This window comes from Halovibrio variabilis (genome assembly GCF_007991175.1).
GTDB classification, from domain to species: domain Bacteria; phylum Pseudomonadota; class Gammaproteobacteria; order Pseudomonadales; family Halomonadaceae; genus Vreelandella; species Vreelandella variabilis.
Window position 1 is genome coordinate 96,565 of sequence record NZ_BJXV01000008.1, and the last position, 12,553, is coordinate 109,117.

11 protein-coding genes and 1 tRNA gene are annotated in these 12,553 nt (G+C 57.3%); 4 read left to right on the top strand and 8 right to left on the bottom strand.

Features of this window, described 5'->3' with window-relative positions:
* Window positions 1-4 precede the first annotated feature (4 nt).
* The 3 genes from cgtA to rplU form a co-directional block, all read right to left on the bottom strand.
* Window positions 5-1,192 (bottom strand): Obg family GTPase CgtA, encoded by a 1,188-nt coding sequence (cgtA, locus tag HVA01_RS07310; protein ID WP_146874415.1) that lies wholly within the window; start codon window positions 1,190-1,192, stop codon window positions 5-7.
* A gap of 269 nt (window positions 1,193-1,461) precedes the next feature.
* Window positions 1,462-1,719, bottom strand: coding sequence for a 50S ribosomal protein L27 (rpmA, locus tag HVA01_RS07315; protein WP_146874417.1), 258 nt, complete (start codon window positions 1,717-1,719; stop codon window positions 1,462-1,464).
* Between the two features lie 30 nt (window positions 1,720-1,749).
* Window positions 1,750-2,061: a 50S ribosomal protein L21 gene (gene rplU / locus HVA01_RS07320; RefSeq protein WP_146874419.1), complete on the bottom strand. Its 312-nt coding sequence runs from the start codon at window positions 2,059-2,061 to the stop codon at window positions 1,750-1,752.
* 332 nt (window positions 2,062-2,393) lie between these two features.
* Here rplU and ispB point away from each other — a divergent pair, with 332 nt between their 5' ends.
* The 4 genes from ispB to HVA01_RS07340 all read left to right on the top strand — a co-directional run bounded on the left by ispB (window position 2,394) and on the right by HVA01_RS07340 (window position 6,168).
* Entirely contained in the window at window positions 2,394-3,398 is a 1,005-nt protein-coding gene (ispB, locus tag HVA01_RS07325; RefSeq protein WP_146874421.1) for an octaprenyl diphosphate synthase, read from the top strand.
* Between the two features lie 100 nt (window positions 3,399-3,498).
* Window positions 3,499-3,575: transfer RNA gene (locus tag HVA01_RS07330), tRNA-Pro, on the top strand.
* A gap of 613 nt (window positions 3,576-4,188) precedes the next feature.
* Window positions 4,189-4,668 (top strand): DUF2846 domain-containing protein, encoded by a 480-nt coding sequence (locus HVA01_RS07335; RefSeq protein ID WP_218031541.1) that lies wholly within the window; start codon window positions 4,189-4,191, stop codon window positions 4,666-4,668.
* A 285-nt stretch (window positions 4,669-4,953) separates the two neighbouring features.
* Window positions 4,954-6,168: an MFS transporter gene (locus HVA01_RS07340; protein ID WP_246129534.1), complete on the top strand. Its 1,215-nt coding sequence runs from the start codon at window positions 4,954-4,956 to the stop codon at window positions 6,166-6,168.
* A gap of 19 nt (window positions 6,169-6,187) precedes the next feature.
* On the opposite strand, the gene HVA01_RS07345 is transcribed toward HVA01_RS07340, so the two are convergent.
* The 5 genes from HVA01_RS07345 to HVA01_RS07365 form a co-directional block, all read right to left on the bottom strand.
* On the bottom strand, window positions 6,188-6,970 hold the full coding sequence (locus tag HVA01_RS07345; RefSeq protein WP_146874425.1) for a sulfite exporter TauE/SafE family protein: 783 nt from the start codon (window positions 6,968-6,970) through the stop codon (window positions 6,188-6,190).
* Between the two features lie 21 nt (window positions 6,971-6,991).
* A complete protein-coding gene (locus HVA01_RS07350; protein WP_146874427.1) occupies window positions 6,992-9,286 on the bottom strand; it encodes an ATP-dependent DNA helicase in 2,295 nt (764 codons plus the stop codon).
* Window positions 9,283-10,998 carry a VRR-NUC domain-containing protein gene (locus HVA01_RS07355; protein ID WP_146874429.1) on the bottom strand — a complete coding sequence of 572 codons (1,716 nt, stop codon included), beginning with the start codon at window positions 10,996-10,998 and terminating at the stop codon, window positions 9,283-9,285. The genes HVA01_RS07350 and HVA01_RS07355 overlap by 4 nt, the downstream gene beginning before the upstream one ends.
* Before the next feature lie 67 nt (window positions 10,999-11,065).
* Entirely contained in the window at window positions 11,066-11,401 is a 336-nt protein-coding gene (locus HVA01_RS07360; protein ID WP_146874431.1) for a hypothetical protein, read from the bottom strand.
* 94 nt (window positions 11,402-11,495) lie between these two features.
* On the bottom strand, window positions 11,496-12,551 hold the full coding sequence (locus HVA01_RS07365) for a histone deacetylase family protein (RefSeq protein WP_146874433.1): 1,056 nt from the start codon (window positions 12,549-12,551) through the stop codon (window positions 11,496-11,498).
* Window positions 12,552-12,553: the final 2 nt, after the last annotated feature.

Consider the following 12,553-nt stretch of genomic DNA (forward strand, 5'->3'; position numbering starts at 1 on the left):
AAGCTTAAGGCGCGTACTCGACTTCAACGTCATAATCGTCGTCGTCGAAATCTTCGTCATCTTCATCGTCGCGTTTACGTCGACGGCCCAGGCGCGCTTCGGTACGCGCGACCGACTCTTCTTCCATGCGGCGGCGCATTTCTTGCTCGCGGGTCAGCGCTTCCTCATCTTCATGCTCAAGGCGGCGCTGCTCGGTCAGCCAACGGTAGGCCGCCTGCACCAATTTATCGGTGCCGTCGCTGCTGATCGCCGAAATACGGAACACCGGGCCTTCCCAATTGAGCGCCTGGATAATCTTCTGGGCGCGGGCTTCACGCTCGTCTTCCGGTAACAGGTCAAACTTGTTCAGCACCAGCCAGCGCGGGCGCTCGGAAAGCGCCGGGGAGAACTGCCCCAACTCGTGGACAATCGCCTTGGCGGCTTCGACCGGGTCGGACTCGTCAAACGGTGCCACATCGACCACGTGGAACAACAATCGCGTGCGGGTCAGGTGCTTCAAAAAGCGCAGTCCTAAACCAGCGCCGTCAGACGCGCCTTCGATCAAGCCCGGCACATCAGCCATTACGAAGTGCTCGTGCATACCCAGTTTTACCACGCCCAAGTTGGGCACTAAGGTGGTGAACGGGTAGTTGGCGACCTTGGGCTTAGCGGCGGACACTGAGCGAATCAGCGTTGATTTACCCGCGTTGGGCATCCCCAGCAGGCCAACATCAGCCATCACCTTCATTTCCAAACGCAGGTTGCGGCGGTCGCCTTCGGTGCCGGTCGTGGTACGACGCGGCGCCCGGTTGGTGGACGACTTGAAATGGATATTGCCCAAGCCACGTCGACCACCTTGGCCGACCAGTACCACCTGCCCGATCTCGGTAACATCGGCGATGACTTCCAAGGTGTCTTCATCAATCACCGTGGTGCCCACCGGCACTTTGACGTGCAGGTCTTCCCCCGCCCGACCGCTCATTTGACGGCCCATGCCGCCCTGGCCATTTTGAGCTTTATAGAAGCGCTGGAATTTGAAATCGATCAGCGTGTTAAGCGCATCGTCACCGATCAAGTAAACGCTACCCCCATGACCGCCATCGCCCCCATCGGGACCGCCTTTGGGCACGTACTTCTCGCGGCGAAAGCTCAGACAGCCATTGCCGCCATTGCCTGCCTCAACAATAATCGAGGCTTCATCGAGGAACTGCATTGGATTCTCCCGGCCGCTTCCGCCGCCCTAAATATACAACACTTTTCTACTATCGCCGTTGCCCACTATCGTAGTGAAAAACCTAAGTAGTTAAAAACCTAAGTAGTTAAAAACCTAAGCAATCAAAGACGCTAAGCAGCCAAAAACCATGGCAGAAAAAGAGATTTAACCGACAAAAAAGCCCCGCCATAGCGGGGCTTTTCTTCTCGCAGTTTTTTGCAGCTTATTTCTGCAACGTACTTCGAAACTACGAGCGTAACGCTAGCCGTTTAGGCAGATACGATGCTAACGAACTTGCGGTTTTTCGGACCTTTGGTCTCAAACTTCACAAAACCGTCGCTCAGCGCGAACAGTGTGTGGTCACGACCTAGGCCTACGCCAGTGCCCGCATGGAAGTGCGTGCCACGCTGACGTACGATGATGTTACCCGCCGTTGCCGCTTGGCCACCGAAGAGTTTCACACCTAAGCGTTTGGACTCGGAATCGCGACCGTTACGCGTGGAGCCGGCTGCCTTTTTATGTGCCATTGCAAAATCCTCCTTAAGGGAATTGACCGCTTACGCAGAAATTCCGGTAATTTTGACTTCAGTGAACCACTGGCGGTGGCCCTGACGCTTCATGCTATGCTTACGACGACGGAACTTGATGATAGTGATTTTATCACCACGGCCGTGAGAAACCACTTCGGCAGACACTTTAGCGCTACCGATCATCGGCGCGCCGATAGTGACATCATCGCCGTCTGCGACCATCAGCACTTCGTCAAACTCGATTGTTTCGCCGGTAGGAATTTCCAGCTTTTCGAGTTTAAGGGTTTGACCTTCTTGAACGCGGTACTGCTTACCACCGCTTTTGATAACTGCGTACATGTCGCTCTCCGGACTGTCGATTTAAATGCCGCTTATTTAACCGTTAAACGGCGCTCATCACCTACGCTCTTGCGAGTCGTGCTCTTATCGACCTGCGGCGAGTGGCGCCCCTTTTGGCAGCCATCTGACAGGGAGCATGATGAGTGGGTCGCGGATTATAACGACAATCGCCTTGTACCACAAGACTACAAGCATTTACCCATGATAGCTATCCGACACCGAGAGCGTGGTAACCGCCGCACGTATCTTGACGCCTAACAGACAGCCCCATAGCATGACATCAACTTTAGGGCGGCTCTTACCGCCTCCATCTGCCGCGATGAACGGATTCCATGACCGCCAACGTCTTCTCAACCCAGCCTGACAGCCCAACGCCCTCACCGCTGCACGCCGTGGTGGCCGATGACTTCGCCGCCGTCAACCGGACAATTGTCGAGCAGCTTAACTCTAAAGTGCCGCTGGTCGAAACCATTGGCCAGTACATTACCGACAGTGGCGGCAAGCGGCTGCGGCCTTTATTAGCCCTGTTAGCCGCCCGCTCCCTTCACTACACCGGCGACAAACATATACCCCTGGCCACGCTGATTGAGTTTATGCACACCTCCACGCTGCTGCACGATGACGTGGTGGATGAGTCGCACATGCGCCGGGGCAAAAAAACCGCCAACGACGCCTGGGGCAATGCGCCCTCGGTGTTAGTAGGCGACTTTCTTTATGCCCGTTCGTTTCAGATGATGGTTGATGTCGGCTCCATGCGCATCATGGCAATCCTTTCCAGCGCCACCTGCACCATCGCCGAGGGTGAAGTCCAGCAACTGACCAACATCGGCAACCCCAGCATCTCGGAAGCCGACTACTTCGAGACCATTCTGGGCAAAACCGCCATGCTGTTTGAAGCAGCCTCCCATAGCGGCGCAGTGCTGGCGGATGCAACGCCAGAACAGGAGCGCGCGTTACAGTATTACGGGCGTTACCTCGGCTTAGCGTTTCAGTTAATTGATGACCTACTCGACTACCAAGGCGACGCCGATGCCATGGGCAAAAACGTGGGCGACGACCTGGCCGAGGGCAAACCGACCCTGCCGCTGATTCACGCCATGGAACAAGGCACACCGGAACAGGCCAAGCTGATTCGCCAGGTAATTCGTGATGGTGGGCTTGAACAACTCGACGCCGTGCTGGACATTGTTCACGCCACCGGCGCGCTCGACTACACCCGCCAGCGCGCCGAAGAGATGGCCGATAAAGCCCTTGAGCAGTTAGACGCCCTGCCGCCCAGCGCCTACCGCGACAGCATGGCCCAGCTGGCCCGCTTAGCGGTTGATCGCCAAGCATAAAAATTGGCGCATCGCAGCGCCGAGGGCTTGAAAAAAAGCGCGCAGCTACGTATGATCCGTTCCCGTTGTTGAGCACGCTTAAGCACAACTCAACAACCTTCGGAATATAGCTCAGCTTGGTAGAGCGCTGCCTTCGGGAGGCAGAGGTCGTAGGTTCGAATCCTGCTATTCCGACCAAAGAATTTAGTAAAAACGGCCACTTAGCTAATACAGCAAGTGGCCGTTTTTTGTTGGTTTTTCGTGTGTCAGCACCAAGTCACCAAAACCAATAACGATATATCTTTAACCCTGCAACACCGGTGCGGTGTCTAGCCTCAGCGCCAAACAGATAGAAATTTCCTTCTTGCTTTTTGTCCATACAATTCAACGTATGGTAATCGACTTTGCCCCGAACAAGAGTGCTCGCAATGAGGAGGAGCACTTCATCGGGTTAGGCAAGATCAGCGGGTACACGTGGTGTGCTTTACGACCATATAAGGGTTATCGGCCTGAGGAAAGCCAACACACGGTGGAAACGGCTCATCACTTGCGCCTCACCTTCGCCGCCTTCGTTACTACCGCTTTGCTCTAGCAAATCAGCCTAGTCTTGAATGACTTGGGCGCTGGCCTGAACTGTTGCCAGATTATCTACACCTTATGTATGAGTGACAAATAACTAAATCAAGTTAATCTGTATGCGCTTGATATGAGCAGCTCTAGACGCTGCATAATGTTGAGTACCACAAGGGCTTCGAGGCCTTGCAATTAGCAAGCGAGTGACTACTCGCTTAAGAAAACACAGGATGGGTAAATGACATTTAAGGGAATGGGTAAATTACTACTGGCGTTTGTAGCTATGGCGCTAATCACTGGCTGTGCCGCAAAGGCCCCGTCAGCTGCGAACATACAGACAGAGTTGCAGGGCTTTGAGCTACCACAACAGCCTTCTGAAAATGAAAGCATGGTATATGTGGTACGACCTGAGATGACGGGTACGCTGGTTCGGTTTAATATCTTTCTAAACGATCAAGAAAGCGAATCTGAAGTCGGACATACCCGCGGTAGCCAGCACATCTACTTTCCAGTAGAACCGGGCCAACACACGGTTTACTCCAAAGCTGAAAACTGGGCTGCTATTGACGTAGATGTTGCTCCCGGTGAGATAGTGTTCATTCGTCAGCATGCCAAAATGGGGCTTGTCATGGCACGTAATACCCTCTCTTTATTAGAAGCGATGGAAGGGGAATACTTTGTTAAAGAGACCTCCCCTGGCACGATGAACAACCGCTAAGGTAATACGCCATAGAGCCTCGCTGCTATACGAGGTTCTATGGCACTGCATGCCCCAAGACCAGTTCCAGTTCAGTTGATTTACCTGCGCGGGAGCAAGCTCACTGCGCGTGGGACTGCCCTGCTAGACTCTCTACTCAGCGAGGCCGGTGCAGGACAGTTTGGGTTCGATGATTAACGATTAGAACTTTTAAAGCCGTGTGCCCTTGCTTTTCCCTTTTCTGGTAAGCCTTAACACCTGTAAACATAAAATAGCCTGCTAACAAACATGCTACGATTGGCGTTTATGCTTTTCACTCCTCCCCCTTCTCTTGATATGGAAAAAACCATTCGCCCGTTAACGCATATTAAGGCCGTTCTTCTTTTTGCCAGCACCATGACCGTGATGTCGGGGGCAATTATCGCGCCTGCGCTGCCGGGTATCAGCCGTCACTTTCCTGATCAGCCGCAGGTGTTGATCCAGCTAATCCTGACCATTCCCGCGCTGATGATTACGCTGTTCAGCCCGCTGATGGGCTATTTGGCTGACCGGTTTGGGCGCAAGAAGCTGCTGCTGACGATGCTGTTTATCTACGGTGTTGCCGGCGTCTCGGGCTTTTTCATCGACCGAGTGGATCTGCTGTTAAGCTCCCGCGCGCTGATGGGCATTGCGGTGGCGGGCATTCTTAGCATCAGCACCACGCTGGTGGGGGATTATTTCGATAGCGCCGAACGCGCGCGCTTTTTGGGACTGCAGAGCAGTTGCATGGCGTTGGGCGGGGTTATTTTTATCAACCTGGGCGGGATACTTTCCGACTGGAGCTGGCGCGGCCCGTTTTTACTCTACCTAACCGGCTTGCTGTTACTGCCCTATGCCTGGGCGATCCTTCAAGAACCCAAGACCAGCGATGGTGTTAGCAGTACTACCAGCGATGCGCCGGTGAAGGTCGATGTCGGGCGTACGGGTCTTGGCTACTTTATCGCCATGCTCAGCATGATCATGTTCTATATGTTCCCCGCCCAACTGCCCTTTTTGCTCTCTCAGCAGGGCCAGATCAGTGGCATGGCGATTGGGATTGCGCTTTCAACGGCGGCCTTGACGGCGAGCATCGTGGCGTTTTGCTACGGCTACTACAAACCGTTTCTTTCGGTGATGAGCATCTATGTCTTAGGTTTTTTGCTGGCGGCGTCCGGCTTTGTGATCATTGGGTTCACTCAGAGTTACGCCATGGCCATTGCCGGCGCGGCGATTTCGGGCTTGGGCCTGGGTGCCTTTATGCCCAACACCACCACCTGGTTAATGCGCATCACCCCTCAGCGGGTGCGTGGCCGGGTCTTTGGCGGCTTTACCTCGACCTTCTTTTTTGGCCAGTTTATCTCCCCGGTGGTGGTCACCTATGCACTGATCTGGCTGGACTCGCTGCGCCATGTCTTTACCGCCATGGCGGTCGTTTGCTGCCTGCTGGCGGTCGTGCTGATCATTCTGGGCAAAACGACGTTAAAGGCCGACAGCAAACTTTAGGGTTAGATGAAGATTCCCGCTACCCGGGCGGGTGAATCAACCCCACTACGCTAACCAGCATCAGCACCGCACCCAGCACACGGAAGAACAGCCCGGTGTCCGCTTTGAGCATATAGCGGTGGGCTTTCTCGCCGACCAAATGGCCGATAAACGCACAGGGCAGCAGCCACAGCTGGTGAATCAACTGCAGATCCACCCCCGCGATCAGGAACGACACCATCTTGATCAACACCAGGATAAACCACAGCACAAACAGGGTATCGCGCAGCTGCTCTTTGGCAACGTGCGTGGCGAACACCGCCACAATCAGCGGCGCGCCAATCAGTGACGTACCGCTGACGTAGCCCCCCAGCGCCAGCAGCACATAGTCCACGTACTGATTGTTACTCCGAAACGGCTTGTTGAGTACGTAGCCAACGGCATAGATGAACACAATGCCAAAAATAATGCTGGTCATGACTTGTGCCGGCAGCGTTAACAGCCCGACCACCCCGATCAATTTGGGGATGATCATGATTTTCAGGGCTTTAAACAAATAAGCCCAATCGATATTACTCTCCGACGATGCGCCCCCACTCACCTCTTGCTGCACTTGGCGATGCCCGCGCCAGGCGATCCAGCTGGAAAAGATCAGCAGGTGAATGGCAATAATCGGCAGGAAAACCAAGGGCTGGTTGGTCACCAGGAGAAGGAAAGGCAGCGCCAGCACGGCTCCCCCAAACCCCAGGCTGGTTCGTACGAAACCGCTCCAGGCAAAAATCAACCCGATCAGCGCATACTGGTACCAGAGTAGATCCATCATGGCTCGCGTTAGAGTCCTCAATTAGGGGTTGGGATTGCCCAGCGACCACCAGCTTGGCAATAGCGCGCGCACCTTGGCCTGGGCAAAACGATCATCCATTAATACCACAACCCCTTGATCGTCTGGACTGCGAATCACCCGGCCAGCCGCCTGCACCACTTTGATCATGCCCGGAATACGGTAGGTGTAGTCGTCGCCTTGACCAAAGCGCGCGGTAAGGCGCGTTTTAAGCGTTTCATTAAAGTCGTTAAACGGCGGCAGGCCCAGTGTCGCGATAAAGGCGCCGATCAGGCGGTCGCCGGGTAGGTCGATACCTTCCGCAAAGGCGCCGCCCAGCACCGCAAAGCCGATGCCTTTTCCACCGGGTTCAAAGCGCTTTAAAAACGCATCGCGCTCGGCCTCCCGCATCCCGCGAGTTTGGCTGAAAACAGGAACGTCAGGGTGCGCCTCACGGAATCGCGCCAGCGCGGCCTCCAGGTAGGCAAAGCTGCTGAAGAACGCCAAATAGTGGCCCGGCCTGTCCTGATACTGGTCTGCCAAGGTGTCCACAATAGGCGCAATGGAGGCGTCGCGGTGATGGTAGCGCGTTGAGATATCGTGGCGAATACGGACCTCAAGCTGACGCGCGGCAAAGGGGGATGCGACCTCCCGCCATACCGTGTTTTCCGGCAAGCCTAGGAGATCCCGGTAGTAGTGGGCAGGCGTTAGCGTTGCCGAAAACAGCACGCTTGAGTGGGCCGCTTGAAAACGCGGGGCTAGAAAATCAGCGGGGATCAGGTTGCGAAGACCCAGCACCGCCCGCCCACGACCCTGGCGGGTGATATCGCACAGCGAGTGCTCGCCAAAGCGCTCCGCCAGGCGACAGAACGCCAGCGCTTCAAACAGCAGCTCCTGGAGTTCAAGCGACGCATCCTCAGGATGCTCGCCCAGGTGATCGGTAATTGAAGCACCCGCTTGCTGGGCGGCAGCCACCAGTTTATCCGGCAACGTCGTTAGCAGCCGATAGCTGGGTTGAGCCTGTTGGCTCGTGTCTTCAAATGCCGCCTCTTTGATCACGACCTGCCACTGGCGGGCTAAACGATTCAAGGGCCGGGAGAGCGCTTTGGGCGCAGCACGGCGCAATCGGCTCAAGCGCTGCTGATCGAGCTCGGCGCTATACATGCCCCGCGCGCGCTCCACCAGATTGTGCGCTTCATCGATCAACAGACCGACCCGCCAGTCGTTGGCCTGGGCCAAGCCGTGCAACAGCGCGTGGCTATCGAACCAATGGTTAACGTCGCCGACGATCACATCCGCCCAGCGCGCCAGCTCCTGGCCGAGATAATACGGGCATACGCGATGGGCTAGCGCCACTTCCCGCAGCGCTTCGCGATCTAGCCACCCCTGCGCTACCGCCGCTTGGCGGGCGGCAGGCAGGCGGTCGTAGAAACCCGCTGCCAACGGGCACGACTCGCCGTGGCAGGCGCGGTCGGGGTATTCGCAGGCCTTGTCCCGCGCCACCAGTTCCAGCACGCGCAGCGGCTGTATGTCGCCTTCATCGCTGCCGCGCAGGGTAGCCAGGGCATCCAGCGCCAAACGGCGTCCGGGCGTTTTCATGGTCAGAAAGGCGATCCGGTCGAGCTGCTGGCGCGGCATGGCCGAAAGCATGGGGAACAGCGTCGCCACGGTTTTACCAATCCCGGTGGGCGCTTGCGCAAGCAGGCAGCGGCCGGTGCTGGTGGCTTTGTAGACGTCCTCGGCGAGTTCACGTTGGCCGGGGCGAAACGCCGCATGGGGAAAGCGTATTGCTTGCAGGGCGTTGTCGCGGCGCTGGCGGTGGTCGGCCTCCTGTTTCGCCCAAGCCAAAAAGCGTTGGCACTGGTCAGTAAAGAACGCCTGCAATTCATCGGCAGACGCTTCCTGGCTGAGCAAGGTTTCTTTGCCAGTGGCAATATCCAGATACACCAGCGTCAAGGTGATACCTTCCAGGCTGCGTTCTGCACACAGCAGCGCGCCGTATACTTTCACCTGCGCCCAGTGGAGGGCGCGCTGGTTATCTGCCATGCGCTCGAGGCTGCCGCGGTGGGTTTTGACCTCTTCCAGGCGGTTGGCCGTGGGATCAAAACCATCGGCGCGGCCCTTCACGGCAAGCCCCTCAAAGGTGCCGGACAGCGGCAGTTCGGCGATATAGTCTGCCCCGCGACGGCTGGCCACCAGCGTATGGCCTTCAATGCCTTCGCGGGCGCTGGGAGCAGGCGTAAAACGGTGGTCAAGATCACCTTCGCGAGCGGTGAAATCGCAAAGCGCCCGCACCGCCACCCGATAGGTCGCGCTCATGGCACTGGCTCGGCTCTATCCGCCCAGCGCACGTAGCACACTGCGACAGGCATGTCGTGGCGGTGAAAAAACTTAAGCCAGCGGCGCTGATTATCCTGCAGCCGGTCGCCGGGGCCTTTAACTTCGATCATTCGGTAGCGCGGCGAACCCTCGGGCGCGTTGGGCAAAAACTGGATCAAATCCGGCAGCCCGGCCCGGTTGGCCTTGAGATCCCCCAGCAAGCGCTCGAAACAGACCCGCAAATGCTCAGCCGGAATACACGCCAGTGCCAGCTCGACAAGCGGTTCATCGACAATCGCCCAGTGGACGAAGGGGGACACGAGGCCAAACTTCTCCCGCCAGGTTGCCAACATCACGTCGCGGTAGCTGCCGTCTGCCAAGCGAGCCAGGCACGTATCAAAGGCGTCACGCCGCCGCGCCACGAAATCGTCGCGGTACAAATCCGCCGGGCCATTATGGAAGGGGTGGAAGAAAGCGCCCGGCAGCGGCGCAAAAATCGCGGGCCAGCAGAGCAGGCCGAACAGCCCGGTCAGCAGGCTGTTTTCCACATAGCAGACCGGCGCTCGGGGCTCGCTGAGTGCTTGAACCACGCCGCGCTCGACGCTTTGCGGCCCGGGCAGTGTGAGATCCCAGCGTTCGTGAGCGGGTTCCGGGTCGCTCGACATCGCAGGCAGTTTAAGCCGCCGTCGCAAACGCGGCAGAATCCGCGCTAGGGCTTGGTGTTCGGTTTCGTTGGGGTGGCTATTAAGCGCCTGGGTCGCCAGTTCAAAAGCCGCTGGGTGTTCGCCCAACCGCTCCAACACCCGCAATTGGCGAATGCGCGCTTCGCCGCTACCTGAATCGCCGTACAGCGTCAGCGCGGTCGCCGAGTCACCGCTGCGCTCCGCCGCGCGGCCCAGGTGGAGCAGCAACCGCGCGCGCCGCGTGGCCAGCCAGCGGTTATCGCCGGGCGGCGGCACCTCACAATGCAGATCGGCAGGCAGCTCCCCGGCGTCAAGACGTTGGCGCAGACGATGGAGCACTAAGTAGGTATCGACCTCCTGACGCGACTGAAAAGCGCGCGATTGCGGCGTGAAGGGCACAGTTTCAAAACGCTGCAAGCCAAGTTCGGTGAGTACGAACTCAGCCCAGTCCTGGCGCAGGTTGCCAAAAAACATCAGGCGCAGGCGGTCGCAGATGTTCATTACGTTGAGGCGCACCACGCTGTCAGAGGTGCTGGCAGAGGCAACAGAGGCGCTGGGCCACCATTGGCTTAACCGCTGGGGTTCGGTGAGCTGGCTCGCAAGCGTGTCGTAGAGCACGCTTTTAGCGCTCGAGGCGCTAAGCCCGGCGGCGCGCATCTCCGCTGCCAATACCTGACGCAGTTCGGCGAGGCGCAGCTGGTTAAACAGCTCATCAATACTTAGCGCCGGGTCGCTATCGACCCACCCAAGAGCGATGAGCGGTGCCATCGCCGCGCCACTGTCACCGACCTCGGCATAGCTGAGTTTACTGAGCCGAAACAGCTCGCCTTTGCGCATCACCATGCGCACCAGCAGCGCCTGGGAAGAACGCGGTAAAGCGTCGAACTGCCGCAGAAAAGCGCGCTCGTCTGCGGCGAGCAGATCAGCGTGGCGCTGACCCACCCACGACAATACGAAGCGAAAGTTCGCTAGATAATAGAAGGGGTCGTCAAGGGAGGCGGTAACCGGCGCGTCAGGAGCACTGTTCATGCATACATTGTATCAGCGCGTTGGCTATGCCGTCATGGTCCATCGTGGGGTGTTTGGCGGTTTTAGCTCATCCCACCCGGTGCTGCTTAAGCAGCGTCAGGCTTCTTTCTTCTTCACTTTGCGGCTGGGAAGGGGCTTGGCGGGCACCGACCAGCACATACCACTCGGCCTCAGACAGGTAGGTTTGGCACCAGTGGCCTAGATCGTCGGCACAGTCTTCGCGGGTAAGCTGACCGCTACGGAAGTCATGCGCCAGAAGGAGTAAATTTTGGCGGGCGGTGCGTGCACGGGCATTGCCACCGTGTACGTTGGCTAACGGACAGCCTCGGTCATAGGCTGCGTTGGTCAAGGCATTGAGCCAACGTTCCAATTCGTGTGCCTGAATTCCACCATACACTGCCACGCTTGAGCTCCCTGCCCCATTGAAAGGGCATTAGCCTGCCCGAATTAAGGGCCGCTGTCACTGGTTAACCTTTGTCCGGGTAAAGATACTACTTTTAGCTTTGTTCAGAGCCATTTTCGACCCCCTGCTCAAAACCGTGTAACACATTGGATACATTGACACCAATTTCATCCACCGCATAGCCCCCTTCCATCAGAAACACGCTGGGCAGGCCTGCTTGGGCTAGGCGTTGACCTAAATTGGTAAAATCTTCGCTGGTAAACGTAAAGGCACTGATGGGGTCATTCTCAAAGATATCGACGCCCAGCGATACAATCAGCAGCTCGCACCCAGCCGCTTGAATTTTTGCCAACGCCTGCTCAAGTGTTGCCATCCAGGTCGCCACGCTGGTGCCATGTGGCAACGGGTAATTGATGTTAAACCCTTCGCCTTTGCCCTCGCCGCCTTCATCAGCGTAGCCCAAATAGTAGGGAAAGGTGACCTCGGGGTCACCGTGCAGCGAGATAAACAGTACATCGTCACGACGATAGAAAATCTGCTGGGTGCCGTTGCCGTGGTGGAAATCGACGTCGAGAATAGCGACCCGGCGTTTGCCTGACTCCAGCGCTCTTTGCGCCGCAATCGCCGCATTATTGAAAAAACAGTAGCCGCCAAACTGGTCATAAGCGGCGTGGTGTCCGGGCGGGCGGCACAGACCAAAACTGGGTTCGCCGGTCTGCAGCGTATATTCTACCGCGCCTAACGCCACATCCTTACTCGCCATGGCGGCTTCAAAGGTCCCTGCTGAGATCGAGGTTTCCGCAGCCAGGGCGTAGTAGCCTAGCTGGCCGCTGATAGCGTGCGGAATGTGGTCACCGCGCATGCGTCGGGCAGGCCAAATATTGGGAATTGCCTCGCCCTCATGCCCAGCCGCTAGCCACGCTTCCCAGCAGTTGGCTAAAAACGTGACGTAGTCTTTATCGTGCACTGCCAGTACCGGCGCTAGCCCATACGCGCTGGGGGCACGGATCTCACCAAGGCCTGACAGGCGAAGCTGCTTAAGCACTAAATCGACGCGCTCAGGGCACTCGAAGGGTGCTACCAGCGTGCCATCGTGTAGCTCGGTGCGCGCTTGGCGTAAACGGCTGTCCGCTGAGTAAAATGTCAGCATGT

Excerpts from the sequence above, each read along its gene's own strand:
- HVA01_RS07355 (WP_146874429.1), bottom strand. The coding sequence starts at position 10,998 with ATGAACAGTGCTCCTGACGCGCCGGTTACCGCCTCCCTTGACGACCCC.
- HVA01_RS07345 (WP_146874425.1), bottom strand. The coding sequence starts at position 6,970 with ATGATGGATCTACTCTGGTACCAGTATGCGCTGATCGGGTTGATTTTT.
- rpmA (WP_146874417.1), bottom strand. The coding sequence starts at position 1,719 with ATGGCACATAAAAAGGCAGCCGGCTCCACGCGTAACGGTCGCGATTCC.
- HVA01_RS07365 (WP_146874433.1), bottom strand. The coding sequence starts at position 12,551 with ATGCTGACATTTTACTCAGCGGACAGCCGTTTACGCCAAGCGCGCACC.
- HVA01_RS07350 (WP_146874427.1), bottom strand. The coding sequence starts at position 9,286 with ATGAGCGCGACCTATCGGGTGGCGGTGCGGGCGCTTTGCGATTTCACC.
- HVA01_RS07340 (WP_246129534.1), top strand. The coding sequence starts at position 4,954 with ATGCTTTTCACTCCTCCCCCTTCTCTTGATATGGAAAAAACCATTCGC.
- cgtA (WP_146874415.1), bottom strand. The coding sequence starts at position 1,192 with ATGCAGTTCCTCGATGAAGCCTCGATTATTGTTGAGGCAGGCAATGGC.
- rplU (WP_146874419.1), bottom strand. The coding sequence starts at position 2,061 with ATGTACGCAGTTATCAAAAGCGGTGGTAAGCAGTACCGCGTTCAAGAA.
- HVA01_RS07335 (WP_218031541.1), top strand. The coding sequence starts at position 4,189 with ATGACATTTAAGGGAATGGGTAAATTACTACTGGCGTTTGTAGCTATG.
- ispB (WP_146874421.1), top strand. The coding sequence starts at position 2,394 with ATGACCGCCAACGTCTTCTCAACCCAGCCTGACAGCCCAACGCCCTCA.